Here is a 26,225-nt window from a genome sequence, read left to right on the forward strand (position 1 = left end):
CGATCCGATAGGATCGGGGAACTATGAGCTTGTCGTCGGACCGTGTCCTCGTGATTGTCCCCGCATGGAACGAGGCCCGCAACGTCGGACGCACCGTGCACGAGGTCCGCGCCGCGAACGCCGACTTCGATCTTCTCGTCGTCGACGACGGATCCACGGATGACACAGGTGCGGTCGCCCGAGAAGCCGGTGCGACGGTCATCTCCCTTCCCTTCAACCTCGGAGTCGGCGGCGCGATGCGCACCGGCTTCACGTATGCGAAACGTCACGGCTACACCCGCGCGATCCAGGTCGACGCCGATGGGCAGCACAACCCGCTCGACATCGCCCGCGTCCTCGCCGGTCTCGACACCGCGGACATCTCGATCGGCGCTCGGTTCGCGGACGTCGGCGACTATTCGGTTCGGGGCCCTCGCCACTGGGCGATGCTGTTCCTGGCGAAGACGGTGTCCAGGGTCGCCAAGACCCGTCTCACCGATGTGACGAGTGGCTTCCGCGCCGCCAACAGCCGAGCCATCGAGCAGTATGTCCGCTACTACCCCGCCGAGTACCTCGGCGACACCATCGATTCCCTCGTCGCAGCATGTCACGCGGGTTTGACGGTGACGCAGGTTCCCGTGGCCATGCGGCCGCGAGTCCACGGCACGCCGAGCCAGGGTCCGGTCGGAGCATCGATCTATCTGCTGCGTTCGGTGTTCACGCTCGGCCTGGCCATGCTGCGTCGCACCGGCTCGACGAGCCAATCCACCGGTGTCCGCGAACAGGAGGACGCAAAGTGATCGTCGTCGTCGGGATCGCCCTCGCGCTGTTCATCCTCGTGCTGGTCTTCTGGATGCTTCTGACGCGACGCCTTCGCGAGAAGTACGCGGTGATGTGGATCGTCATCGCGCTGAGCGTCCTGCTGCTCGGGATCTTCCCGCAGCTCCTGCTCTGGGCGACCGCGCTTCTCGGCGTTCAGGTGCCGGCCAACCTCCTGTTCGCTCTCGCGATCACCCTGCTCCTCGGTGTCTCGCTGCATCTCTCCTGGGAGCTCTCCCAGGCGGAGGACGAGATCCGTCGCGTTGCGGAGGAGGCGGCGCTGTCGCGCGCCGAGGTGGACAGGTTGGACAGCCGCATCGCGGCCCTGGAGGCTCAGCACCGGGGCGGCGGCGCCGACAGCGCTCCCCCGGCATGACGTCGCGACACTCGAGCGACGGCGTCTGGGGCGTCGTCACCGTTCATCGCCCCGCGCAGGTGCCTCCGCTGCTCGCTGGTCTCGCTACCCAAGTCACCGGGATCATCGTGGTCGACGACGGCAGCGGCCCTGAGTTCGATTCGATCCGAGCGGAGATCGCGGCCACCGGAGCGCTGGTGCTCGCCTTGGAGCGCAACTCCGGCATCGGCGCCGCGCTCAATCGCGGCATCCGCTGCGCCCTCGACAAGGGCGCGAGCGCGATCGTCACGTTCGATCAGGACTCGACCGTCGCTCCCGGGTTCGTCGACGCTCTGAGCGCGGCGTGGGAACATGCTCGCGCTCTCGGCGTCCCCGCCGGCCCCGTCGTTCCGGAGTTCTTCGCCGACGTCTCCCAGGCCGGACCGTCGGCAGGACACGGAGTGGTCCCTGCCGCTCACGCGATCCAGTCCGGCATGTATCTCCCCGCGGGAGTGGTCGACCAGGTCGGGCTGATGGACGAAGCTCTCTTCATCGACCTCGTGGACACCGATTTCGAGCTCCGCTGCCTTGACGCGGACCTGCCGTGCATCGTCGCCCCCGGCCTCCGACTGCCGCACCGCTTGGGTGCGCGCTACCGGTTCCCGGGTCCGCTCGGGGCCTTCCTTCCCACCCTCACGCTGAGCACTCCGTTCCGGTACTACTACAGGGCCAGGAATCGCATCGTGCTGGCTCGGCGCCACCCGCGGCATCGCGCGCGCCTGCGCCGCGACGCCCGAGCCGACTACGCGTACTTCCTGATCGCGTGGATGCTGGCGAGGCCCCGCGCGACCATGCGGAAGCTGCTCGCCGCGGGATTCCGCGACGGAAGAGCCGAACGCATGGGGAGGATGGGGCCTGCGCTCATGACTGAGGCTGCCCGTGTCGCGTGGCGGGCTCGCCCCCTCCCTGACGCGGAATCTGCCTGAGGCCGTCTACGGCGCCACGGTGGGTGTCCGTCGACGCCCCCGGATCAGCCACCCCGACGCCCAGCTCCCCAGGTATGCGATGACGAACGGCGTCGGCACGACCCGTGCGCGCCGGACTCGACGCAGCATCCCCAGCGTGTCGCGCAGCCGCCGGCCCGCACCGAAGCGCCGATCCGCCTCGATCGCGGATGGCGAGCGAGGATCACGTTCCACGAGGGTCTGGGCCATGAGCTGGCGCCACCCCACGTAGATCCAGAAAAGCATCCGTGCCATCGCCCACGGCGACGCGGCGCCCTCGTACCGCACCGAGAACTCGACGGCGTTCCCCCAGGCTCGTCGCAGGGTCGCGATCGGGCCGAGACGCAGCCGGCTCGGATCACCGAACACGTTCGCGGAGTGCTGCACGTAGTCCTGCACGACGTCCTCGACGACGCGGCCGCCTCCCCGAGCCATCCCGACGACGGCGAGCCAGTGATCGTGCGCGACGGTGTGGGAGGAGAGACGTGGAAAGGGCAGCGCGGTCGACAGCAGTTCGGCGCGGAACACGCACAACGAGCCGGTGAACTGATTCACGATCATCGTCGACGCGGCATCGAGCTGCCGTCGCTCGGTGAATCCGAGCACCTCGTCACCGGGGTGGGCCACCAGCCGGGCTTGGCCCGACACGATCGCAGACTCGGAGAGATGCGGAAGCAGGGTCTCGAGCTTGTGCGGGTACCAGAAGTCGTCCTGGTCGCTCAGCGCCACCCACTCCGCCGCTGCGGGAACTGCCGCGAGACCCCTCTCGAAGTTCAGGTAGAAGCCCAGTCGACGGCCGTCTGCGAGGATCCGGAAGCGTTCGTCTCCGGCCGCGACATCGGCGAGCACCTCCTCGACGGTCTCGAGTTCTCCGTCGACGGAGATGATGCACTCCCAGTCGGTCACCGTCTGATCGCGTATCGAGGCGAGCTGACGGGCGAACAGTTCCTTGGAGGGTCGATAGGCGGCGAGCACGATAACTCCAACCATTGGTCCCTGACCTCTCCGTAAAGCCGACTCAAGTAGTCTAGGGTCGCACGCGTTCACGTCCCCGCCATCCCGAATGGTGTTGGGCCGCAATGGTCCGAGGAGTCCCATCGATGAAGGTTCTACTGTCACGCTTCGCGGGCTTTAGCGCCGTTCCTCTGATCTCCTTCATCGCCCCTCTGTTCCTGCTGCCCATCATCCCGAACGTCTTCGGCTTGGCGGCATGGGGCTCCGTGGGCACGGCTCAGGCGGTGGGAACCGTCTGCGCGATCGTCGCGGGGTTCGGCTGGAACATCTCCGGCGGTGCGCGCATCGCGCTCAGCGCCGACGATGCCGCCCGGCGTCAGATCTTCGGTGATTCGTTCTGGTGCCGCGGCCTGCTCGTCGTGGCGGCGGGATCGGTCGGCGCCGCGCTCAGCTCGGTCCTCGTCCCCGCCGAGTTCCGCCTCGTCGCCGCACTCGTCACCCTGGCGACCACGGCTGCGGCCATGACCGTCGTCTGGTACGCGGTCGGCGTGGGCAATGCGCGAGTGGTTCTGCTGTTCGAGACCCTCCCGGTGAGCATCAGCGTGGCTCTGGCGATCCCCCTCCTCCTGCTCACGGAGCAATTGCTGTGGTACCCGATCCTCACGCTGATCGGATTCCTCACCGGCCCTCTGCTTCTGAACCTCCGCCTCTATCGTCGGCCGCTGCCCCCGTTCGCAGGGCGGCGGATCCTGCGCGCATACCGCGCGAACCTCTCGGTCGCCGCGGCTGAGACGATCGGCGGCTCCTACACCTCTGCACCCATCCCGCTCGCGCAGGGCATACTCGGCGCGACGGCCAGCGGTCAGGCCACGTCTGCGGACAAGTTCTTCCGCATCGCCCTCTTCGCCGTCACCGTGCTGTCGAACACCCTTCAGAAGTGGGTGCTCGAGGTCTCCTACGCTCATGGTCGGCTGCGGCGCCACTTCGTGGCCTTCGGGCTCCACGCCGCCCTCGCCCTGATCGGAGGCGCGGCGCTGACGGTGCTCGGCCCGGTGTTCTCCTCGTTGCTGTTCGGCGAGAAGGCGACGCCCGAGATCGCCGTGTTCCTCGGGTTCGGCGCAACCTTCGCGCTCACCAGTCTGACGACGCCTTTCATCCGCAATGTCCTGGTCCCGGCAGGCCTGAACCGCTACGTGCTCTTCGGCACTCTCGGCGCTGCTCTCGTCGGGGTCCCCCTCATGGTCTTCGGAGCCCAGTGGGGCCTCAGCGGGATCATCGCCGGGCTCGCGGCCTCTGAGCTCGTGATCCTCGCCGTCGTCGTGACAGCCGGAACACATCATCTGCTCCTGGAGAGGCGATCGGCTTTCGCCCTCGTCGCCCCGGCTGAGGGAGACATCGCATGACGACGACCGTGAGCGTGTGCATGGCGACCTACAACGGTGCACGATTCGTCAGGCACCAGCTCGAATCGATCCTCGACGGACTTCACCCCGGCGACGAGGTGGTGGTGGTCGACGATGCGAGCACGGACGACACCGCAGACGTCGTGGCCGCTGTCGGAGACGATCGCATCCGGTTGATCCGCTCCGAGACCAACCGCGGATACGTGAAGGCCTTCGAGGCCGCGATAGCCGAGGCGACCGGCGAGATCATCTTCCTCTCCGACCAGGACGACGAGTGGGTTCCTGGCCGCCGTGCGCTGCTGGTCGAGGCACTTCGCGACCGATCGATCGCGGCCGGCGACCTCGTGCTGCTGCCTGACGACGCACCGCTGCGTTCTCCGCTCACCGGACGCCCCTGGCACCTCGATGCACTGCCCTCAGGCGGCTCTCTGGCGAATGAGCTGCGTCTGCTCGCCGGCGATGCGCCCTACTACGGGTGCGCGATGGCGTTCCGCCGCGAGGCCAGAGACCTCATCCTGCCCTTTCCCGAGTTCCTCGTCGAGTCCCATGATCTGTGGATCGCGACCGTCGGCAACACGGCTCGCGGGCTCGCCCACGTCCAGAGCCCGGTGCTGCGGCGTCGGTTGCACGACGCCAACGCGTCGGCCCCGAAGCCGCGAGGACTCCGCAAGGCACTGCAGTCGCGGTGGATGCTCCTCCGCGCATGGCGCGAAGCAGCGCGTCGCGTCCGCTCCGCGCGCTGACGCCACCGCGCGGTTCCGCTGAGCCGCCGCTCGGGTTCCCCGGACTCAGCTCAGATCGGCCACGTGCGCCAGCGACGATCGCAGGCCCCGCGCCGTCCCGTGCCTCAGCACGAGGGGCAGTGCGGCGATCCCGTGCAGGCGGGACATGAGGCGCACCCGAGCGGTCCGCGCTGTGCGACTCCACCCTCGCTCAGCGGCCGATCGGCGCGCGATGCGGTAATACCGCCGCTCATCGAGAAAACGGCTGCCGTCCAGCAGCGTCTTCTGGGATGCGCTCTCGAGATGGCGGCGATATGAGAACGCGAGCGTCGGCGTGTAGGCCAACGTGCCGCCGTCGAAGGCGATGTCCATCAGCAATGCCAGGTCTTGGATGACGGGAAGGTCGTCCGTGAAGTCGATACGACGAAGTGTCTCGACTCGAAGCGAGAGCGACGGCCAATAGAGCCAGTTCCCACGGATCAGCGTGGTGGCCATGTCAGGGCCGCTGAAGACCGTCACGCCCCGTCCCTTCGGAGCCAGGTGGCGCTGCTTGATCCGATCGACGAGGGGAAGGACGACAGCCCCGTCCTCGTCGATGACCTGAACCGCCGGCTGGATGACGTCGGCGTGCGGCACTGCGCGGGCCGCCGCGCGGACCACCTCCACATAGTTCGGGTGCAGAAGGTCGTCGCACCCGAGGATCGTGACGAAGTCCCCTGACGCGCGCCGAACGGACTCCCGGAAGTTCTCGGTGATCCCGACGTTGTGCTCGTTCCGGGTGTAGACGATCCGCTCGTCCCGCTCTTCACTGAAGTGAGCTGCGACCGAGTCATCGGGATAGCAGTCGTCGATGATCGTCAACCGCCAGTCCGGGTCCGTCTGAGCGCGCACGGACTCGACGGTCTCATAGAGCTGATCCGGGTCTCCCCAGAACGGCACGAAGATCTCGTAGGTCATGACCCGAGCCCGCACGAGACGATCTTGAAGAGCTTCGCGTCGCCGCGCTGCTCGACCAGCTCGACGTAGGGCGAGCTGTCGAGGTCATCGAGTCCCGAGTAGTCTCCGTCGTTCTCCTGGAAGTCCCCGTCCGCGCTGAAGTCGAGGACGTATCCGACACCGGTGTCCTCGAGCGCGGCGCAGACCTCCGGCGAGTCGCCTTCTGTGCTCAGCATCGTGTTGATCGCTTCGGCATCGTCAGTGAGGTCCATCAGAAGGTGGGGCATGAGCACCCGGCGTCCGCTCACACCGTAGGCGAACGAGGCTCCCGTCCACGGGTCTCCCGCGATGACCGCATCCTCCGGCACGAGCTCCGCGAGATCTTCCATGAGGTCGAGTTCGTCCGGAGACAGGATCGGCCCGCCGGGTCGGAGTTCATAGGTGAACTCGATGTCGGCGGCCGCCTGGCGAATGGCGGCGTTCTGGGTGACTCCGACGAGCGCGATCACGACGATGGCGATCAGGACGATGGGCAGGCGCTCGAAGAACCGCCGTACCGGCGCCAGCAGTCGCTGCCGGAGAAGCCACGTGACGAGGACGATTCCGCCCAGCGCTGCGAGGGGCAGGACACCGATCGCCCAGAAGGCGGCGATACGGGGCGGATTGTTGTACCACGGTGCCGTGAACCAGAAGCGGAGCGTCTCATACGGTGACGCCGAGACGATGATGTAGAGCACCGCCGAGATGACGGCCATCGCGAGGATCGACCAGCGCGCATAGGTGCCTCTGCGGATCACGCTGTACGCGCCGATGATCATCAGGGCGGTGATTCCGAGTGAGCTCGGGTAGCCGTACACGCTCGCCGCGACGACCTCGCCGATCGAGTCGGGAACGGTGTTGATGATGGGCCAGTAGATCTGGCTCGCCGGGGGCCGCACCACCTGCAGGAGGACGACTCCCGCCGCGGCGTATGCGACCAGCAGGCCGATCCCGATCAGTCGCGGTCGACCGGGAGTTCTCATCTGATGCAGGAGCCTCGCGAGGACGAAGGGCACCGTGAGCGCGACGACGGCCATGAGCGCACCAGGGTGTGCGACTCCCAGGCCGGGCACGACGAGCACCAGCAGAAGCGCCCAGTCCTGACGACGCGGAACCCGCCCGGGCCTGAGCAGCCACCACGCGACGACGATGGCGGCGGGGGCGACGGCGAGGCCTAGGAACAGCGGGTACAGCACGCCGTAGTGCAGGAGCAGGAAGGGGAAGGCCGGGAAGGCGGCAGCCAGAGCTCCCGCGATCACCGTCAGGATCTGATTGCGCCCCAGGAGCTCGCGCACGAGGAACACGGCGCCGATCGGCCAGACGACCGCCGCGACGACGATGATCATGGCGTTGCTGGCAAGCGGCACGGAGGCTCCGCTCAGCGCGACGATGATCGAGACCATCGCATGCCAGCCCGACGGGTAGAAGGGCACGCCCGCCGGCGATGTCATGCTGCCCAGCCACAGAGGCGACGCGTTCCCGGTGTCGAGGACGTACTGGACCGCGTTCAGGTGGAAGAAGTTGTCGTAGCGCTGCGAGAAGAACTCGGGGTCGTGCATGCTTCTGACGAGCACGAACGCGATGAGCAGGGCGGGCACGACGATCGAGACGATCACGGCGACCAGCTGTCTGGCGTTCGAGCTCTGACGGAGCAGGGCCGGCTTTCCGACGTGCTTCGACCAGAAGTACGCGGCGACCGCAGCGACCGCCGTGAGGATGAGGACGGGCAGGATGCTCCATCGGATCCCCACGAACGGAGCCGCGAGAGCAGCGACCGCGACGAGGGAGACGCTGAGCGCGGGGGCCAGCGCGAGAAGCCTCATTCCGCGCAGGCGGAGGAGGAAGCCCAGCAACAGACCCGGAAGGAAGAGGAGAGCGCCGGTGACGATCAGCGCGGGCAGGATCGAGACCCAGCTCACGCCGCCTCCGCCTCTGGATACTTGATCTTCGGGTTGAAGGTGATGCCCTTCACCCACTTGCCGAGCAGCTTGGCGCGCAGATCCAGCGGAACGCGGCCGCGGTGAAGGCTCACGAAGAGTCGCGCACCGAACTCCATGAAGTAGAGGAACCCGCGGTGGTGCAGCTGCCAGGAAGCCTCGTTGCGCACACCGTACGAGAACTTCCACAGGCTCTTGCGATCGACCATGGCGAAGTTCACGCCTCGGTTGTCACCCATGTCATGGACGACGACGCTGTCGAGCACCTGCACACCGGGGCAACGCGCGGTGAGGCGAAGCGTGTACTCGCGGTCGTCGAACCAGATGAAGTACTCCGAATAGGGAAGCCCGTACTCCGCGATGGCCCACCGCGGGATCAGCACCGAGACGAACGAGCACGCGGTCACCATGACGTTCTTCTGCCCCTTGACGAGCAGGCGTCCCCAGTCCCATGTGGTCACCGGGTTGTTCATCTCGCAGATGCTGCCGTCGGTGAACTCGACCACCGAGCACGCGAAGGGCACGTCGCCGCCCAGCTCCTGGACCGCCCCGTCGAAACCGGCGATGAGGCTCGCGAGGGCTTCCGGCTTCGGATAGCAGTCGTCGTCCATGATCCAGACGTGATCCGCACCGGACGCGTATCCGCGCAGCATCCCCTCCGAGAACCCGCCCGCTCCCCCGGAGTTGGTCGACATGGTCACGACTTCGAGGGGCACCGCTGTCTCGAGCGCGGCAAGGTACTCCGCCGTGCCGTCGGTCGAGGCGTTGTCGATCACGAACAGCGTCTCGACGGGGTGCGTCTGCGCCTCTATCGATGCGATCACGGTCTTCAGCTTCTCGAGCCGATTGAACGTGACGACCACTCCAGCGACACTCACCACGAGCCCACCTCTTCCTTGAACCATGAACTCGCGGACTGCTGAGACAGCAGCTTCTTCTCAGCCTTGCGCTCCTTGCGCCACAGCGCTTCCCTCGCCTCTTCGTCGTCGACGAGCGGGGCCACAGCCTCGGCGAGCCGACGAGCGGCCAGACGAGCGTGACGCGGAACCAGCGCGGACGCCGGGATGATGTCGCTCTGGGCGCCGACATCGGTCGAGATCACCGGCACGCCGTGCGCGATCGCCTCGAGGGTCGTGAGTGTGAGGCCCTCGTTGTGAGACGACACGACGAGAACGTGCGCCTCGTCGAGAGTCTCCGCGACCGGAGTGTCCGAGGTTCGCCGAACGATGTCGGCCTTCAGGCCCTCAGCCTCGATGATGTCGTCGACCCAGCTCGACAACTCGCCGCCACCGTGGAGGATGAAACGCAGCGAGTAGCCCTGACGCTTCAGCCTTCGCGCCATCGTGATGAAGACCTCCGGCGCCTTCTGCCGTGCCATCCGGCCGATGAACGCGACGGTGAACTGCTCCCCCGCGGCCCGCGGGCGGAACACGGCATCCTTCGGCTTCACGGTGAGTCCGCCGAGCGGTGCCATGACCACGCGATCGGCGGGGATCCGCTGCACGTCCGTCATCCAGCGGGCGAGGCTCGGAGAGATCACGTGGTGCGTGGTGATCGACTTCGATGCGATCGCACTGCTCAGGGGATAGCCACCCCCCGTGTACTCGACGATGTGCGTGCTGTCGATGATCGGGATGCCGGGACGCGAGGCCGCGATCCACGCCACCCGGTCGTACAGCCACTGATTGTGATGGATGACGACACCGCGCACGTCGAAGGTGCGCAGCAGCGATCGGAGAAGCGGTTCGACGCCGGCCGTCTGAGACTGGACGGTGGGCTCCGAGAAGGGGATGAGCAGCGCCCCGTCGAGCTCGGGACGAGTGACCCACGGCTGGTGGGAGTCCCGATTCGTCAGCACGATCGGGAGCAGACCCGCCTCGCGCACGAGACGCACGGTCTCGAATGCCCAGAGCTCGGCGCCGCCGAGCTCGAACCAGTGGAGGCCGATGATCACGGCCTTCTGCGCCCCTTCGAGGGTGGGGCCGGCCGGCACGATCACCTCGTCCTCGTGCGCACCCCCACGGCGGAACTCCGCCTCATAGTCGCGAGGCTCGATCGCGGTCGTGAGCTTGCGTCGGAATCTGAGCAGCGAGAGATCGCGCGCATCGTCATAGAGGAGCGGAGCGCGCGACTTGACACTCCGTGCGATCCCGCCGATGAGGCCAGGGCGCTGCGGGCGGTACGGATCGGAGTCGAGAACGCCGTCGGACGACACATGCAGATGCCTGGCGGGCGACGCCACGAGTCGGGCTGAGGCAGCCTCCGTGAGTTCGGGCTCACGCTCTTCGACGGAGACGGAGCTGACGATGTCGAAGCTCTCGATCCGGTGACGGTTGTTCCGAGAGAGTCCGTCGAACGTGCTGTCGTCGGTCAGTCGAGGCGTCGTCTCCACCGAGCCGTCGTAGAGATGGATCCGAAGCGTCCGCTGAGGCGCCATCAACGCGTGGAAGTTCAGCGCACCGACGAGAAGGCGACGTTCGCGCTCCGACAGATTCGCACCCGTCTGCGGGTCCTCGAATCGGAAGAGTGCAGGCTGATCGAGAGCTTGAAGAGGTGTCACGGATACAGTTTGCTTTCGGATCGACGGACGCACGAGACCTCCGCGATCCTACCAGCGACCACCCCTGCGACCCTGGGTTGAGCCTGTGCTGTGCGTTCGCGGCTTCCCCATCGATCTGCCAGGGACGATGCGTCAGGGATCGTATGATTGCTCTCGGTGCGCCCGAGACCGTCGGCGCCTCGGAAGGTGGAATCGCGGTGCAACAGGCTCGCACAGCCGACGACCAGAGAATGACGACTCCTGGCGCGAATCGAGGGCTCCTCGAGGTCTTCCGGCAAAGGCATCTGCTCTCGCTCATCGTGCGCAAGGAGGTGCAGATCCGCTATCGGGGATCCATCTTCGGGTGGCTCTGGTCGTATGTGAAGCCCCTCGTGCAGTTCGTCGTCTTCTTCGTCGCGATCGGTGTCTTCCTCGGTCTGAACGACCGGGTCGACTTCTTCCCGATCTACCTGCTCTCGGGCATCACGGTCGTGACATTCTTCAACGAGGCGTTCTCCAACGGCACCCGCTCGCTGGTCGACAATGCGGCGCTCATCAAGAAGATCTACCTGCCCCGCGAGATGTTCCCCATCGCGAGCATGATGATCGCCGCCGTGAACACGGTGCCGCAGATCATCGTCGTGATCGCGATCTCGCTGTTCTTCGGCTGGGCCCCCTCGTTCGCCTCCTTGGGCGCGATCCTGCTGGCTCTGGTGATCATCGCCGTTCTGGCCAGCGGCCTCGGCCTCTTCTTCGGCTCCATCAACGTGACCTTCCGCGACGCGCAGAGCTTCGTCGAGATCATCGTGATGGTCGCGATCTGGGCCTCTCCGGTGATGTACGAGTGGACCCAGGTCGCCAGAGTCGTGCCCGAGTGGCTCTTCGTCCTCTATCGGCTGAACCCGATCACCGCCGCCGTCGAGCTGTTCCACTACGGAGTCTGGTTCCCACTCGGACCCGATGCCTCCCCGATCCCCGACATCTGGCTGTACGGGCTCATCGCACTCGTGACGTCACTCATCGCGCTGGTCATCGGCCAGCTCGTCTTCCGCCGACTGGAGGGCCGCTTTGCCCAAGATCTCTGATGCGCAGCCTCTCCCGCGGATCATCATCGACGACGTCCACAAGACCTTCAAGCTCCGGCACACGCATTCGATCAAGGAGACGGCTCTCGCCGCGATCCGCCGCAAGCCGCTGACGACGGACTTCCACGCGCTCGACGGCGTCTCGTTCGATATCCAGCAGGGCGAATCCGTCGCTCTTCTCGGGTTCAACGGATCCGGCAAGTCGACGATGCTCAAGCTGATCTCGGGGGTGCTCGAACCGGATGAGGGCACCGTGCTCACTCGCGGCCGCGTCGCCGGCCTCATCGAGGTCGGCGCAGGGTTCCACCCCGACCTGTCCGGACGCGAGAACATCTTCCTCAACGCCGCGATCCTGGGCATGACCAAGAAGGAGACCGAGGCGCGGTACGACGAGATCGTCGCGTTCAGCGAGATCGAGCAGTTCATCGACACCGAGGTGAAGCACTATTCGTCCGGCATGTTCCTCAGACTCGCGTTCTCCGTGGCGATCCACACCGAGATGGACGTCCTGCTGATCGACGAGATCCTCTCCGTGGGCGACGAGCCGTTCCAGAAGAAGTGCCTCGCCCGCGTGCGCGAGCTGCACGCCCAGGGCAAGACGCTCGTCGTCGTCAGCCACGATCTCAACATGGTCTCGAACCTCTGCGATCGCGGCATCCTGCTTCAGAAGGGCAAGGTGCGCTTCGACGGCCCCAGCGCGGAGGCCGTAGCGGTCATGCGCTCCTGAGCGGGCCCCGACGCCCGAGGCCGAAGGTCTCGGGGCTCACAGGTCTGCGTGCAGTCCCCACACGCGTTCGGCCGCGCCGAGCCACGAGAAAGAGCGAGACCGGTCGGCGCCGAGCACGCTCAGGCGGCGCGAGCCGTCACCGACCGCGTCAGCCACGGCCTCGGCGATCTCCGTCGGCTCGGCGATCACTCCCCCGTCGGCGATCACGTCATGGTGCACTCCGCTCTCGACGGCGACCACGGGCACACCGAGGGTCATCGCCTCGACAGCACGCCAGGGCCACGCGGCGCGAGGACTCGTCGCCACCAGCGCGGACGCGCCTGCGAGGACGGCTGCCCGATCTTCGACCGACAGCGACCCGCGGATGTGCGCTTTCGATTCGGACAGTCCTGCGGCCGCTGCGACCTCGGCCAGCCTCGGCTCGGAGCCTTCTGGCGCGTCGAGCACGACGGCTTCCTTGCCCGCTGCGATCGCCGCCCGGAAACCGTGCTCGAGCGAATCGGCGGAGCCCGTGAGCACCAGATAGCCCGCGGGCAGAGAAAGGGAGGCTCTTCGCGCGGTCGCGTCGAACGGGACCACGAGGCCGCACGGGGCAGCACCGGGGATGACGCGGATCCGTCCGCTCAGCTTCGCTATCTCCGCCAGGCGCGCGCCGACGGCGTGCGAGGGCACGACGACGGCATCCGCGTGCTTGACGGCTCGCTTCAGCATCGCCCGCTGCCAGGCGACGGCGGTCTTCGAGAGAGAGTCCGGCTCTTCCCACGCCTGCAGGTCCCACAGCGTCACGGTCGTCTGGTCGTGGTCGTGCAGGCGATCGTGCCGCACCAGCGGGGCCATCAGCGTCGGCGAATGGATGAGACCTCCGCCGACCCCCCGCACGATCCCCAGCTGCCACGACGCCGCGAGCTCACGGCGCGCGAGCGACAGTCTGCGCACATCCGCGAGACCGGGGATCGGCACCTCGACGCCGGAGGGGACGATCGCCTCGACATCGCACCCGGAGGGGGCTGTCGAGATCAGCGCCGCGGTGAGGTCGGATGCCGCCGATGCGTGATCCGCGTGCACGACATGCGTCAGCTGATCCAGAACCACACGCAGCCGAGCACCCATGCGACAACAGTAATCGCCCGACCACCCTGAACCTGGGAGCGTGACCGCGAGCGACGAGGATCGGACAGCTCCGCACCCCCGATATGTCGCTTCGTGCTTGAATGCAGGGGTGAGTGACGGACGCCTGCCTGTACGTCGTCGGTGGTTGCGGTGGACCATCGGCGTGATCGTGATCTTCCTCGTGCTCGCGGTCGGCTGGGTCGCCATCCGCGGCATCGGCGCGGTGAACAACCTGCAGGAGGTCGCGGCGTCGTCATCGAAGCTCAAGCAGGCGATCGGCCAGGGAGACCTCGAGAAGGCAGCGTCGCTCTCCTCCCGCATCGCCCACCATGCGGAGTCGGCCCACGACCTGACGTCCGACCCGATCTGGCTCGGATTCGGCCTGCTGCCGTGGCTCGGTCCGAACTTCTCGGCGGTGAGCGAGGTCGCCGAGATCGCCGACGACGTCGCCTCGGATGCTCTCGTCCCCGTTCTGGAAGCGGCTGATTCACTCGACCTCGCGAGTCTCGGGCTCTCGAGCGGCGCCATCGATCTGACGCCTTTCGCGCAGATCGAGCCCTCTCTCGCCGAGGCCAGCGCGACGCTGACCTCGGCTGAGACACGCGCCCTCGGCATCGACGCGGACGCGACCCTGCCCCCGCTCGCCGATGCAGTGCGCGAGATGAGGACGACCGTCACGCAGGCCGCCACGGTGGTCGGAGCGCTGCACGGCGCGTCCGCGCTGCTGCCGAGCATGCTCGGCGCGGAAGGACCCCGGAACTACGTGCTCGCGATGCAGAACAACGCCGAGCTGCGATCGTCCGGCGGCATCATCGGTGCGATCGCGCTTCTTCACGCCGAGAACGGCCGGATCACACTCGTGCAACAGGCCTCCGTCCCGGATTTCCCCGCCCTCGAGACGCCGATCCCGCTCAGCGAGTCGACCGTCGCCCTCTTCGAGGATCGTCCGGGTCGCTACATGCAGAACCTGACGAGCATCCCCGACTTCACCGAGGCGGGACCCGCGATCGCGAAGCGATGGCAGGACCGCTTCGGTCAGCCGGTCGACGGTGTCATCGCGGTCGACGCCGTGATGACCGAGAACCTCGTCGCAGCCACGGGACCGCTCGCGTTCGGGCCGTTCACCGCCACCGAAGACACCGTGGTCGACCTGCTGCTCTCCGAGATCTACGCCGCGGTGCCCGATCCTCTCGCACAGGACGAGATCTTCTCGCAAGCGGCAGGAGCGCTTCTCTCCGCCGCGCTGACCGAGGCGGATCCGAAGGATCTCGTCGCCGCTCTCTCGGCGTCAGCCGACGAGCGGCGCATCCGCATCTGGAGCGCGCATGAGGACGAGGAGGCGATCCTGTCGGCTTCTTCTCTCGGCGGGGCGCTGCCGGAGGACGATACTCGGACCCACGTGGGCGTCCTGGTGAACGACACCACCGGCGGCAAGATGGACTTCTATGCCGATGCCACCATCACGACCTCGATCGGCACCTGCGATGGCGAGCAGACCACGCAGGTGACTGTGACCTGGACGAACGATGCACCTGCCGACGCCGGGACATCCCTGCCGCCCTACGTGACCGCTGACGGGTTCTACGGCGTACCTGCCGGGTCGACCCGGACGCTCGTGACCGTGTACGGCCCCGAAGGCGCGACTCCGTCTCACATCGACCGCGACGGAGAAGAGGTGGGCGTGCAGACGGCTCTGCTCGGCTCCCGATCGGCGGTTCAGCAGGAGGTCCTCCTGGCCCCGGGGGAATCGTCGAAGATCACCGTCGAATTCCAGGGAACCGGGGCTGGAGAACGACTGACGGTGGTCGACCACACGCCCATGGTGAACACTCCGGAGACATCTCGCGAGCAACTGCGATGCGCCTCGTGACTTTCCCGATTCCATGATGTAGTGTCAATCCCACTGGGGAATATCTGAGTTCTGCAATTCTGTCGTGGGGACAGGAAGAACTCACGCAGTCGGATGCAGGGGTGTATTCGAAGGCGATTCCGCGTGTATTTCTGGGGAGAATCATGCTGAAGAAACTGGCTGCCATCAGCCTTACCGCTGGCGTACTCGTGCTCATGGCACCTGCTGTCGCCTCTGCCGCGCCGGTCGTTCCGACCGAGTCGGACTCGTACGCGGGCACACCGCGCGTGAGCGTCGATGATCCGATCATCGACATCTGCGAAGTGTCCACTGTCGCGTTCGGCGCAGGCTACTTCCTGCCGTCCGAGAACGTCGGCGTGTCCGTCTCCGGCCTCAACGCTGGCGACTCGGCCGTCTCGGGCAACACTGCGGCCGCCGACGGCAGCCTCGTGGTCACGTTCCGCCCGCCGTCCGACGGAGAGGGCTCCTATGCCCTGGCCTTCAGCGGTTCGCGGTCGTACACGGCGACCATCACGGTCTCGCACGGCCATGACTCCGCCGTGAGCTGCGACCACGACCCCGGGGTCGCATCCGCGGGCACAGAGCTTCCGCTCACCGGCGGTGGGCTCGAGCTCGCGCTCACGGGCGGCAGCGTGTCGCCGTGGGTCCTCGGAGGTGGGGCAGCCGCACTCGTGGCCGGTGGAGTGCTCGTCGCGACAGGCGTCACCCGCCGCAAGCGCGCCTAGATCAGATTCCCGCTCTCAGCGGGAGTCGACTGGACGACGGTGATCCCTCCCCCTCCGATCACCGTCGTCTGGTGAATCCGGTCATGCACCGGAGGCCCACGGCCACCACTTTCACTCTCAGGTGGTGGCCGTGGGCTCACTCATGCGTTCATGATGGTCGAACCACGCCGCTCCGCGGCATCGCGACCGGCGACCACCGACCACGGGTCGACGATCACGGCACGGTCGATCACGGCGTCGGGGTCGGGGTCTCCGTCGGAGGATGCAGCGTCTGCTGCATCATCTCGTGGATGAACCCGTAGTCCGGAGCGTGCTCGTCTACACCCTGCTCGGGGGTGAGCTCGACCGTGGTGACAGGCTGCTCACGAGCCTTTGTCATCAGGTCGAAGAACTCGGGCAGCTTGTCCTGAGGCAGATCGGTGCTGATCAGCGCTGTTCCCGCGGAAGCCACCTCGTTGAACCGCGTGAGCACGGTCTGCGGTGTGAACTGCGCGAGAATCGCCTCCTGCAGTTCGCGCTGGCGCTTCATGCGGTCCCAGTCGCTCGTCGTGTAGCGCGATCGCGCGTACCACTGGGCGGTGTCGCCGTCCATGTGCTGCTGACCGACCTCGATCCAGCCGATCGCCCACGCATCCACGTCGTAGGGGTCCGTGCCCTCGGGCGGACCGCCCTTGGGAAGCCGTTCCGTGACATTGATGTCCACGCCGCCGAGCGCGTCGACGAGCGCCGCGAAACCGTGCATGTCGACGAAGACGTAGTACGGGATCTCGATGCCGAGAACGCCCTCGGCCGCATCCTTGGTGGCCTCGATGCCCGCATCGGAACCGTGCGCCGCGGCGTCCGGATACAGCGAGGCGCCGTTGTCGTCGCGGCAGATCTCCGCGGCGTTGCGCACGTGGTTCATCCAGCCGTTCCATCCGCATGAGCTCGAGCTGTGACCCTCGAAGCCGTTCGGGTACAGCGCCTGCATCGGGCTTCCCTCGCTGAAGGGCGCATTGGGAAGCTCACGCGGGATGCCGGTGATCGTGACGGCGCCGGTGGTCGCGTTCACCGAGACCACCGAGATGCTGTCGAACCTCATCGAGTCGCGGCCCTCACCGCTGTCCGCACCGAGCAGCAGGATGTTGTAGTACCCCTCGCTCGGCGGCAGACTCGGCCCGCTCTGGCCGAAGATCGTGTTGATCGTGCCCCGCGCGGTGCCGACATAGGACGCGGCGTATCCGGTGCCCGTTCCGACGAGACCGAGCAGAAGAAGGGCGACGAGAGGGATCGCGAATTTCGAGGGACCGGGGACTCTGATCAGTCTGACGAGACGCAGCACGTCGAAGGTGAGCACCACCCAGAGCACGAGGTAGGCGATCAGCAGCACCTGAACGAGCGTGAGGACGACCGCCGAGAACCAGCCGCCACCGACGGTGAGCCACAGCAGCACCGGCCGCGCGAACAGCGCCAAACCCGCGCCCACGATCACGAGGAACCACGCGAGCAGCGTCGCTCCGAGACCGATGCGCCCGAGCCGGCGATTGCCGGCCAGCACCTGAGCAGAACCGGGCACGAGCAGGTTCAACAGCACCAGCCACCAGCCGCGCTTGGTCATCATCCCTGGATCCGCGGTGTTCGGATGCCGCAGGGGGCGGGTCTCGATCAGCGGTCGCGCCGACCCTCGCGGCGGCGCAAGGGTCACAGGGACCCCTTCAGCCGATCGTTCTTCTCCTCGACCTGCGCTTCGAGATCGAGCGCGTACGCCTCGATGCGATCGGCGAGGTCGTCGTCGGAGGTGCCGAGAATACGTGCGGCGAGGATACCCGCGTTGCGCGCTCCCGCGATCGACACCGTCGCGACAGGGATGCCGGCGGGCATCTGCACGATCGACAGGAGCGAGTCCATCCCGTCGAGGTAGGCGAGAGGCACGGGGACGCCGATGACCGGCAGCGCCGTCATCGAGGCGAGCATCCCGGGAAGATGTGCGGCACCACCGGCGCCTGCGATGATCACTCGGATGCCGCGACCGCGCGCTTCCCTCGCGTACTGCATGAGCTTGTCAGGGGTGCGGTGCGCCGAGACGACCTCCACCTCGTGCGGGATCGCGAAGTCCGTCAGCGACTGAGAGGCGTCGCTCATCACGCGCCAGTCGGAGTCGGATCCCATGACGACGCCGACGAGGGGCGCGGTGGAGGAGTGCAATGGCTCAGTCACCCACTCAGGCTACGGTCTGGTGCTGGGAGAAACCCCGAACGGCACACCGCTCGACGCACCCTCAGTCGAAGTGAGCCGCTGCCGCACGGGCCACGTACACCGCATCGTCGAGGTCGTCGCCTGTCACGTTCACGTGTCCGACCTTGCGGCCAGGACGCGGGGCCTTTCCGTAGGTGTGGATCTTGGCCGACGGATGCGCCTCCATCGCTCCCGCGAAGCGTTCGCCGAGCGAGCCGCTCTGCGGCCCTCCGAGGATGTTCACCATCACGGACCAGGCGGCGTGAGGCGCGGTGTCGCCGAGGGGCAGATCGGCGACCGCACGCAGATGCTGCTCGAACTGTCCCGTCACGGCGCCGTCCTGGCTCCAGTGGCCGCTGTTGTGCGGGCGCATCGCCAGCTCGTTCACGAGGATCCGCTCGTCGTCGGTCTCGAAGAGCTCGACCGCGAGCATGCCCGTGACCCCGAGTCCTTCGGCGATCGACCGCCCGATCTCTTCGGCGACCTGGGCGAGACGGTCGGTCGCATGCGGCGCCGGCGCGATCACCTCGGCGCACACGCCCTCGCGTTGCACGGTCTCGACGACCGGATAGGCGACGATCTGGCCGCTGGGACGGCGGGCCACCTGCTGCGCGAGCTCGCGAACGAATCCGACCAGCTCCTCGACCAGCAGGGCCTCGCCGTCGGCGAGCCCGTCGAGCCAGTCCTGAGCCTCGCTCGCCGCTCGGACGACGCGCACGCCCTTGCCGTCGTAGCCACCGCGCGGCGTCTTCACGACGCCCTGCCCGTCGTGCTCATCGAGGAACGCCTGCAGCTCGGACGCATCGCGAACCGGCGCCCAGTCGGGCTGAGGAACGCCGAGTTCTTCGAGCCGCGCCCGCATGAGGAGCTTGTCCTGGGCGAACTGCAGAGCATCGGGCCCGGGGTGCACCGCGACGCCCTCGGCGACGAGAGCCCGCAGCACCTGCTGAGGGACGTGCTCGTGGTCGAAGGTGACGACGTCGACGTCTGCGACGAACGCGCGGACGACCTCGAGGTCGTGATAGTCGCCGACCCCGGTCGCGGCGAGCTGCGCCGCCATCCCCTCGTCTTCAGCGAGCACCCTCAGGTCGAGTCCGAGCTCGACCGCCGGAGCGATCATCATCCGAGCCAGCTGGCCTCCACCGATCACACCAACGCGCAGCGCCATGGGCCGCCTCCATTCGTCCTGACCATTCTCGCGCATCGGCGCGCACGCCGTTCACTCGTCGCGCCGACCACGGCCAAGCGAGGCTCTGCTCAGAACCCCGCGGTCCCGTCGTTGCCCGCCTGCGCATCGCGGTGCGCCAGGATCTGACTGACCTCGATCTGATCGGCCAGCGTCTCGTGCACGAGCGTCACGTTCGGGACGTTGGCGAGCCGCAGCGGCGCGTCGACCCCGTTGGACAGGGTGATCGTGCCGACTCCCCACATCCGCTGGATCACGCCGCGGCGGACGCCGATCGTATAGCCGCGAGCGTGCGACATCTCCTGCCTGTTGCGCGCACCGATGCCGTGGTGCACGATGACCCGCCGCGTGGTGAGCGTCACCGAACGCGAGTACCAGACGACCCAGGGCACGACCACCAGCAGGAGGACGATCGCTGCGGCCGCGCTCAGCAGCATCCAGTTCTCGAACGGCGCCGGGAGATTGTCATAGAAGAAGGTCGTGGCCCCGAACACCGCGACCAGCACCAGCGCGGACCAGAACAGCCTCCGGGCATGTGCGCGGAACCGAGCGATGAGCAGTTCTTCGGCGGGCGCACCCGGCGGTGGCATCGTCGGCCTTCCGCCGAGAGTCACGGGCTGAGTCACCCCTCCATTGTGCCCGTAACCGCCGACATCGCCGCTCGCACGCCGGGCGTGTCAGGGTCACGCCGGCCGGACGTGCACCACATCGCCCGCGGAGATCGGCCGCTCAGCGCCCTCCGACAGCACCAGCAGTCGACCGTCGGCATCGAGTGCTGTGGCTGTTCCGACGAGCACGGAGTCGCCGGGGAGCAGGACCTTCACGTCGAGACCGATCGTCGCGCAGCGCTCGCTCGCCGCGGCATGAAGGCCGCTCGCGACGGCATCGCCCGCTGCGGCGAGGTCGGCGACCAGCTGGTCGAGCGCTCGCAGATAGGTGGCGAGCAGCCGATCGGCATCGACCTCCACGCCGATCACGGCGAAGGAGGTCGCCGTCGGCACCGGCAGCTGAGACGCTGTCATCGCCGTGTTCACACCCGTTCCCACGACCACGGCATCCTGTGTCGCCTGCGCCAGGATCCCGCAGATCTTGCGACCGTCGACCAGCACATCGTTCGGCCACTTGACTGCCACCGCGTGGTCGGGAAGCTGCTCGGCGATCGCATCCGCCATCGCCACCCCGGCCGCGAGCGGGATCCAGCCGCGCGCATCGGCCGACGGCAACCTCCGCAGCAGAACGGAGACGGCAAGCGACGCGCCCGGCGCGGCCGTCCAGGAGCGGCCGAGTCGACCGCGACCCGCCGTCTGGTTGTCGGTGAGGAGCACCGACAGGTGCGGGCTCGAGAACGACTCGCGCGCGCGTTCGCTCAGGACCTCATTGGTCGAGCCCGCGTCGGTCAGCACCTCGAGATGCGAGGCGACTGCAGCGGTGAGCGGAAGGTCCATCGTCAGACCTCCTCTTCGTCGGCCTCTTCGTCGTCGTCGTCCTCGTCGCCGCGCACCGCCCCGACCTCGTGCGCCTGCCACTGATCCCACTCCTTCATGAGGCGCTCGATCGCGGCGTGGAACTTCTCGGTCGCGGCACCCGGCGTCGTGTCGCCGAAGTAGTGCTGCACCCACATGCGCAGCCTGGCGATGGCCACCTCGTCGGCACGGACGCGTTCGACCTCGGCGACGATGTCCCCCGCAGCATCCGCGCTGAGCCACTCGCAGTCCGACAGGTAGCCGTTGGTGTCGATCGACGCACGCTCGTCTGCCGGTCGCGTGATCATCAGCGGCTTGCCCACGGCCAGGCGGTCGTAGACCATCGCCGAGATGTCGACGACTGCGACATCGGCGGCAGCCAGCTGCCATCCGAGCTCCGCCCCGTTGTCGTACACGTGCTGGGCCGTGGGGTCGGCGGCGTTCGCGGCGGCGATGGCCGCGATGATGCGACGGTGCGCTGCGCCGTACTCGTCGTCGACGACCCCGCTTCGGGGGTGCGGCCGGTAGATCACGCGGTGACCGCGGGACGCGAGCAGCGTCGTGACCAGGGTCTCGCCATGCGTGGCGATCGACCCGTAGTGCGCGCTAGGGCGGTCGCCTTCCCACGTCGGGGCATAGAGCACGACCGTGCGCTCGTCGGGCACGTACGGGAGCGTCCCCGAGTAGTGGTCGGCCTGCGGGCGGCCGATCTCGATCGTGCGCCGATCGATGTCCCAGTCCCAGAGCGTCCGCGACAGACGGTCGCGTGCGGCCTGCCCGGCGACAAGCGCATAGTCATACGCCTTGTACTGATTCGTGGTCATGTACATCTTGTCGGACTCGCCGTGGTTGATGAACACGTGCCAGCGCCTGCCGTAGCGGAACATCTGGAAGTTGCGGGTGTTCTGGTTCACGTACAGGACGACGCGGATGTCCTGCGATGAGATGAACCTCTCGAGGTCACGGATCGTGGGGACGAAGGCGACCGGGGGGCCGTCCTCGTCGAGCAGCTTGTCGGCACCCGTCGCCGAACGGGACAGCACGACGACCGGCCACCGCTTCGACAGCTCGGCGAGCGGGCGGTACCACTGCCGCATCTGGTACATGTTCACGTCGCCGTCGGCGAAGTACACCGCCACCTGGTAGTGCTCCGGCTGGTGCGGTTCGCGTTCGGCGAGGCGCCGTCGCACTCGCTGTACAGCCTTGCGCGAGGCGAGCGCCCGCTTCAGCAGACGGTAGGCCTTCTTCACGTCGGACACTGCACCCATCCCTCCAGGATACCGAGTACGAGCGGTCGAGCCGACGGTTCCCCCGAGGCCCTCGCTGTCTCGAATCAGCGAACGTCCGAGCAGTGCATGCCATGATCGTCATGTGCCTGACAACGATATCGCCACCCCCGAGAACGGAGTGTCGTTCGTCATGCCCGTGCTCAACGAACGCGCCTACCTGGAGCACGCGATCGCCTCCGTGCTGGCGCAGGAGCTGAGCGTTCCGGCCGAGCTCGTGCTCGCGCTCGGACCGTCCACCGATGGCACGACGGAGCTCGCTCAGCGTCTCGCAGCGGAAGACGACCGGATCCGGCTCGTCGACAACCCCGCCGCGCACATCCCGGTCGGATTGAACGCGGCGATCCGGGCCAGCCGCTTCGCGACGATCGTCCGCGTCGACGCGCATTCCGAGCTCGCTCCCGGGTACGCGGCGCTGGCGCTCCAGACCCTCGAGCGCACGGGCGCTGCCAACGTCGGCGGCGTGATGCGCGCTGACGGCCGCACACCGTTCCAGACGTCGGTGGCGCGCCTCTACAACTCGCCGGTCGGTCTCGGTGGCGGCGCGTATCACGGTGGCACTCACGAGGGTGAAGCCGAATCCGCCTACCTCGGCGTCATGCGCCGGACGGTGCTCGAAGAAGTGGGGCTCTTCGACGAGTCGATCCGCCGCGGCGAGGACTGGGAGCTCAATCTCCGTATCCGCCAGGCAGGGCACCTCGTCTGGTTCGACCCGAATCTCTCCGTGACCTACTGGCCACGCGAGAGCTGGCTGCGCCTCGCGCGTCAGTTCCGGGCGACCGGGGCATGGCGCGGCGAGCTCGTGCGCCGATACGGGCGCCGCAACGGCATCCGCTTCTTCGCTCCCCCCGCGCTGGTGGTCCTCGTCGCCGTCGCCGTCGTCACCGGGATCCTTCAGCTCACCGGCGTCCTCACCGGAGTGCTGTCGCTGATCGTCTCGGCGGTCGTCTATCTGCCGCTGGTGGCGTACCTCATGCTGGTGATCGTCGTCGCGTGCCTGCCCGGCGGGGGCGGCCCACGGCAGAGGCTCTGGACGCTGCTCGTGCTGCCGACCATGCACCTCTCGTGGGGCCTCGGCTTCCTCGGCGGCGTGCTGCGCGGTGCTCGCGACACCGTCGACGCATCGCGTCTCGGCACCCGCAACACGCCACTCCCCTAGCGCACCGCCGGCGGTGCGGGTCGAATCACCTGGTGACGTACCCCTGGTCGAGGATGCGCGCGACGACCCGCTCCGCCGAGTGCCCGTCGTCCCGCGAGTTGAACTGCGCCCGCCAGGCGGCGTAGCGCTCGGCGTAGACGCTCTCATGCGCGCTGTCGGCGAGCGCGGTGACGAGTTCGTCCTGGGAGTGCACGAGCGGCCCCGGCGCGCGCGTCGCGAGATCGAAGTAGAACCCTCGGAGCTCTCCTCGGTAGTGATCGAGGTCCGGCACGAGGAAGAACATCGGCTTTCCCGTGACGCTGAAATCGAACATCACCGATGAGTAGTCGGTGATCAGGACGTCGGCCGCGAGCAGGAGCTTCGAGGTCTCGGGATACCCGGTGACATCGATGACACGGGCACCGGCTCGATCCCGCCCGGTGTCGATCGTGCGCGAGTGACCACGCACGAGCACGACGGAGTCCGTCTGCCTGGCGAGCTCCTCCGGGTCGATGAAGTCGACCATCTCGGTCAGATCATCGCGCCACGTGGGGGCGTACAGAAGCACCCGCTCGCCGTCGGCGATGCCGAGGTCGCCGCGGATGCCGGCGGCGTCACCGGTGACGAGTGCGTCGTTCCGCGGATACCCCTCGACCCAGATCGGTCGTCCGAAGAACGCGTATGCCTTGCGCAGAATGCGCTCGGAGTAGGTGTTCTGCGCCAGAAGCACGTCCCAGCGGCGGGACTCCTTGACGACGGCCGCCATGCGGCGAGGGTCGAATCCGGGTCGGTGCAGCGCGAGCCGCTTCAGCGGAGTGCCGTGCCAGGTCTGCAGCACCTTCTGCCCCGGCTTGCGGACGAACCTGCGACGCAGCCAATCGTTAACGACCAGCAGCCGCGACGCTGCACGGGCCCGCCACCACTCCGGGCTGCCCTCGACGACCGCGATCGCCCCGTCCGGAACCGCCACGGACAGGTCGACGACACTCCAGTAGCGCACGACATCCGGTGCCTGCGCGAAGAGGGCGCGGTCGATCGCCTGAGGGTTGCAGCCGACGGTGCGGCCGTAGAAGCTCTCGAAGAAGACCGCGTTCTCGGTGGCTCCGGGATGCGCGACATAGCGCCCCTCGAGGGTCGCCTGCCCCTCACTCGTCTCATACGCAGGGTCGATCGGTGCAGCGATCCGCACTGTCGCACCGTCGACGGCGATCCGCACACCCGCCAGCACCTCCGGGGCGAGGAGGAGATCACCGAACTCGGCACCCGCGATGCGCAGCTCGTAGTCCCCCGTGGGAAGCGGCAGCTCCGGGCCGCCCCACCGCGACGCGCGCAGCGGGAACGTCGCCTTCCAGGTCTTTCCCCCGCCGGTGACCCGAGCGTCGACACGGGCCCGCGGCCCGATCAGCTCCGCCGTGGTCGGGCGCTGACCGGCGCCTGCGATGACCAGCGTCTCTGCCGCCTCATCGATCCTGGCCGTGGTCATGCTGCTCCCTTCGGCGCGGGGATCCCCCGCGCACGGATTTTCTCGTAGACGCGCCGGGTGTTGCCTCCGTCGCGGAAGGCGTGCATCTCCGCGCTGAGCGTACCGGAACGCTCGGACCGCGCGGCGAAGACGTCGTCATCGTCCAGCAGCGCCGACAGCTGCGGCAGAAGCGCGTCCCAACTCGCCGGGGCGTCCTCGCCCGCGACGTCCTGGAATCGGCCGTAGAAGCCTCTCGTGCGGGCATAGTCCTCGGCGTCAGGGGCGAGGAAGAGCACCGGCATCCGCAGAAGCCCCACGTCATAGGCGAGCGACGAGTAGTCGGTGACCAGGACGTCGACCGCCGGCAGCACGGGCGTGACATCGGAGAGCACTCCGGATCCGAGCATCCTGACCCGTCGGCTGGGCAGCGGAGGCGCGTACCCGCCCTCGCCGAGCGGGTGGGAGCGAACGAGCAGCACAGCGTCACTCTCTTCGAGCACCCGGATGATCTGCACCCACTGGGCAGCCGTCGGGACCGCCGGGTCGTCAGCTCCGTCACGCCATGTCGGCGCATAGAGGATGATCCGAGAGCCGGTCGGCAGTCCGCCGATCGCACGGTCCAGAACGTCGGATGCCTTCGCCCGACGCTCGATCGGGTCACCCGACGACAGCACGTCGACACGCGGCTCGCCGGTGACGACCACTCGGCCGTCACCGAGCGCGAAGGCCGACTCGAGACGCCCCCTCGAACGGTGCGACGCGGCCGGCAGCACTCGGATGCGCTGAGCCGCACGCCGGTAGAGGATGCCGATGAGGCGGCGCAGGACCGGAGCCCCGGGGATGTCCGGGACCTGAGTGGTCGCGGGCGAGTCCAGACCGATGCGCTTGAGCGGGATGCCGTGCCACAGCTGCACGACGAAGGCACCGGACACCGCATAGCGGTTCACGTCGCCGAGTCCATGCGTCACCACGACGACGCCGGCGCGCGCCGTGGCCCACCAGCCTCGCAAGCTGTCCTTGCGCGTCGTGCGGATGCCGAGCGCCGCGGCGTCGCTGTCCTCCCGCTCGGAGGACGTCAGCCACACGGTGTCGTGCCCTTCTGCCGCGACGAGGCGCTGCAGGGCGAGAGCCCCGTCTCCGACGCCGGCCCCGCACCCGAACACCCAGCGCGTGCCACGAGGGATGACGAGCGTGCCGGCGCGCCCTGCGAGGTAGAGCGGTATCCGAAGCAGCTTGGCCGCATTGCCGGAGCCGAAAGAGAAGGACGCCACCCCGCGAGCCTATCGCGGGGTG

General features: G+C 67.7%; 24 protein-coding genes. 10 read left to right on the forward strand and 14 right to left on the reverse strand.

The annotated features are described in order from the left end of the window. Positions 1 to 23 precede the first annotated feature (23 nt). From AC04ME_RS16540 to AC04ME_RS16550, 3 genes are read left to right on the forward strand one after another with little or no spacing between them, the layout of a single operon-like run. Positions 24 to 779, forward strand: a complete 756-nt coding sequence (locus tag AC04ME_RS16540; RefSeq protein WP_042541955.1) for a glycosyltransferase family 2 protein — start codon at positions 24 to 26, stop codon at positions 777 to 779. Further along, positions 776 to 1,174, forward strand: coding sequence for a DUF2304 domain-containing protein (locus AC04ME_RS16545; protein WP_455904552.1), 399 nt, complete (start codon positions 776 to 778; stop codon positions 1,172 to 1,174). Before AC04ME_RS16540 ends, AC04ME_RS16545 begins: the two co-directional genes overlap by 4 nt. Then, positions 1,171 to 2,118, forward strand: a complete 948-nt coding sequence (locus tag AC04ME_RS16550; RefSeq protein WP_475436075.1) for a glycosyltransferase — start codon at positions 1,171 to 1,173, stop codon at positions 2,116 to 2,118. The genes AC04ME_RS16545 and AC04ME_RS16550 overlap by 4 nt, the downstream gene beginning before the upstream one ends. Positions 2,119 to 2,124: 6 nt before the next feature. On the opposite strand, the gene AC04ME_RS16555 is transcribed toward AC04ME_RS16550, so the two are convergent. Beyond that, entirely contained in the window at positions 2,125 to 3,126 is a 1,002-nt protein-coding gene (locus AC04ME_RS16555) for a glycosyltransferase (protein WP_475436077.1), read from the reverse strand. A 110-nt stretch (positions 3,127 to 3,236) separates the two neighbouring features. Between AC04ME_RS16555 and AC04ME_RS16560 the strand changes: the two genes are divergently transcribed. Next, positions 3,237 to 4,493, forward strand: coding sequence for a polysaccharide biosynthesis protein (locus AC04ME_RS16560; protein WP_475436079.1), 1,257 nt, complete (start codon positions 3,237 to 3,239; stop codon positions 4,491 to 4,493). After that, complete coding sequence (locus tag AC04ME_RS16565) at positions 4,490 to 5,236, forward strand: glycosyltransferase (RefSeq protein WP_042541958.1); 747 nt, start codon at positions 4,490 to 4,492, stop codon at positions 5,234 to 5,236. Before AC04ME_RS16560 ends, AC04ME_RS16565 begins: the two co-directional genes overlap by 4 nt. 45 nt (positions 5,237 to 5,281) lie before the next feature. On the opposite strand, the gene AC04ME_RS16570 is transcribed toward AC04ME_RS16565, so the two are convergent. The 4 genes from AC04ME_RS16570 to AC04ME_RS16585 are packed head-to-tail and all read right to left on the reverse strand — an operon-like array spanning position 5,282 to position 10,687. Then, on the reverse strand, positions 5,282 to 6,172 hold the full coding sequence (locus AC04ME_RS16570) for a glycosyltransferase (RefSeq protein WP_042541959.1): 891 nt from the start codon (positions 6,170 to 6,172) through the stop codon (positions 5,282 to 5,284). After that, on the reverse strand, positions 6,169 to 8,109 hold the full coding sequence (locus AC04ME_RS16575; protein ID WP_475436081.1) for a DUF6541 family protein: 1,941 nt from the start codon (positions 8,107 to 8,109) through the stop codon (positions 6,169 to 6,171). The genes AC04ME_RS16570 and AC04ME_RS16575 overlap by 4 nt, the downstream gene beginning before the upstream one ends. Next, the gene (locus AC04ME_RS16580) at positions 8,106 to 9,005 is read right to left on the reverse strand and encodes a glycosyltransferase family 2 protein (RefSeq protein ID WP_228385676.1); all 900 of its coding nucleotides are present in this window, start codon (positions 9,003 to 9,005) and stop codon (positions 8,106 to 8,108) included. The genes AC04ME_RS16575 and AC04ME_RS16580 overlap by 4 nt, the downstream gene beginning before the upstream one ends. After that, a complete protein-coding gene (locus tag AC04ME_RS16585) occupies positions 9,002 to 10,687 on the reverse strand; it encodes a glycosyltransferase (protein ID WP_475436083.1) in 1,686 nt (561 codons plus the stop codon). The genes AC04ME_RS16580 and AC04ME_RS16585 overlap by 4 nt, the downstream gene beginning before the upstream one ends. Before the next feature lie 230 nt (positions 10,688 to 10,917). Here AC04ME_RS16585 and AC04ME_RS16590 point away from each other — a divergent pair, with 230 nt between their 5' ends. Together AC04ME_RS16590 and AC04ME_RS16595 are read left to right on the forward strand one after the other, a co-directional pair. Further along, complete coding sequence (locus tag AC04ME_RS16590; protein WP_042542182.1) at positions 10,918 to 11,751, forward strand: ABC transporter permease; 834 nt, start codon at positions 10,918 to 10,920, stop codon at positions 11,749 to 11,751. Continuing rightward, positions 11,735 to 12,478, forward strand: a complete 744-nt coding sequence (locus AC04ME_RS16595; protein ID WP_042541962.1) for an ABC transporter ATP-binding protein — start codon at positions 11,735 to 11,737, stop codon at positions 12,476 to 12,478. The genes AC04ME_RS16590 and AC04ME_RS16595 overlap by 17 nt, the downstream gene beginning before the upstream one ends. Before the next feature lie 36 nt (positions 12,479 to 12,514). Here AC04ME_RS16595 and AC04ME_RS16600 read toward each other — a convergent pair whose 3' ends face one another. Then, a complete protein-coding gene (locus AC04ME_RS16600) occupies positions 12,515 to 13,588 on the reverse strand; it encodes a glycosyltransferase (RefSeq protein WP_079112561.1) in 1,074 nt (357 codons plus the stop codon). Between the two features lie 109 nt (positions 13,589 to 13,697). Between AC04ME_RS16600 and AC04ME_RS16605 the strand changes: the two genes are divergently transcribed. Both AC04ME_RS16605 and AC04ME_RS16610 read left to right on the forward strand, forming a co-directional pair. Next, positions 13,698 to 15,458, forward strand: a complete 1,761-nt coding sequence (locus AC04ME_RS16605; RefSeq protein ID WP_475436086.1) for a DUF4012 domain-containing protein — start codon at positions 13,698 to 13,700, stop codon at positions 15,456 to 15,458. Positions 15,459 to 15,601: 143 nt separating this feature from the next. Then, positions 15,602 to 16,183, forward strand: coding sequence for a hypothetical protein (locus AC04ME_RS16610; protein WP_056376206.1), 582 nt, complete (start codon positions 15,602 to 15,604; stop codon positions 16,181 to 16,183). 229 nt (positions 16,184 to 16,412) lie between these two features. Here the strand turns inward: AC04ME_RS16610 and AC04ME_RS16615 are convergent, their stop codons facing one another. From AC04ME_RS16615 to AC04ME_RS16640, 6 genes are all read right to left on the reverse strand, one after another. Beyond that, on the reverse strand, positions 16,413 to 17,867 hold the full coding sequence (locus tag AC04ME_RS16615; protein WP_042541966.1) for an LCP family protein: 1,455 nt from the start codon (positions 17,865 to 17,867) through the stop codon (positions 16,413 to 16,415). Then, the gene (purE, locus tag AC04ME_RS16620; protein WP_042542183.1) at positions 17,864 to 18,331 is read right to left on the reverse strand and encodes a 5-(carboxyamino)imidazole ribonucleotide mutase; all 468 of its coding nucleotides are present in this window, start codon (positions 18,329 to 18,331) and stop codon (positions 17,864 to 17,866) included. The genes AC04ME_RS16615 and purE overlap by 4 nt, the downstream gene beginning before the upstream one ends. Positions 18,332 to 18,440: 109 nt before the next feature. After that, positions 18,441 to 19,565 carry a 5-(carboxyamino)imidazole ribonucleotide synthase gene (locus AC04ME_RS16625; RefSeq protein ID WP_475436089.1) on the reverse strand — a complete coding sequence of 375 codons (1,125 nt, stop codon included), beginning with the start codon at positions 19,563 to 19,565 and terminating at the stop codon, positions 18,441 to 18,443. An 89-nt stretch (positions 19,566 to 19,654) separates the two neighbouring features. After that, positions 19,655 to 20,209 carry a PH domain-containing protein gene (locus AC04ME_RS16630; protein ID WP_475436090.1) on the reverse strand — a complete coding sequence of 185 codons (555 nt, stop codon included), beginning with the start codon at positions 20,207 to 20,209 and terminating at the stop codon, positions 19,655 to 19,657. A gap of 57 nt (positions 20,210 to 20,266) precedes the next feature. After that, positions 20,267 to 21,028 carry a biotin--[acetyl-CoA-carboxylase] ligase gene (locus AC04ME_RS16635; protein ID WP_475436092.1) on the reverse strand — a complete coding sequence of 254 codons (762 nt, stop codon included), beginning with the start codon at positions 21,026 to 21,028 and terminating at the stop codon, positions 20,267 to 20,269. A 2-nt stretch (positions 21,029 to 21,030) separates the two neighbouring features. Further along, positions 21,031 to 22,314, reverse strand: a complete 1,284-nt coding sequence (locus AC04ME_RS16640; protein ID WP_475436094.1) for a CDP-glycerol glycerophosphotransferase family protein — start codon at positions 22,312 to 22,314, stop codon at positions 21,031 to 21,033. Positions 22,315 to 22,465: 151 nt separating this feature from the next. On the opposite strand from AC04ME_RS16640, the gene AC04ME_RS16645 reads away from it, so the two are divergent. After that, on the forward strand, positions 22,466 to 23,491 hold the full coding sequence (locus tag AC04ME_RS16645; protein ID WP_042542184.1) for a glycosyltransferase: 1,026 nt from the start codon (positions 22,466 to 22,468) through the stop codon (positions 23,489 to 23,491). A gap of 25 nt (positions 23,492 to 23,516) precedes the next feature. On the opposite strand, the gene AC04ME_RS16650 is transcribed toward AC04ME_RS16645, so the two are convergent. Next, entirely contained in the window at positions 23,517 to 24,953 is a 1,437-nt protein-coding gene (locus tag AC04ME_RS16650; protein ID WP_475436095.1) for a CDP-glycerol glycerophosphotransferase family protein, read from the reverse strand. Continuing rightward, positions 24,950 to 26,203, reverse strand: coding sequence for a CDP-glycerol glycerophosphotransferase family protein (locus AC04ME_RS16655; RefSeq protein ID WP_475436096.1), 1,254 nt, complete (start codon positions 26,201 to 26,203; stop codon positions 24,950 to 24,952). Before AC04ME_RS16655 ends, AC04ME_RS16650 begins: the two co-directional genes overlap by 4 nt. Positions 26,204 to 26,225: the final 22 nt, after the last annotated feature.

This window comes from Microbacterium sp. LjRoot205 (assembly GCF_056175745.1).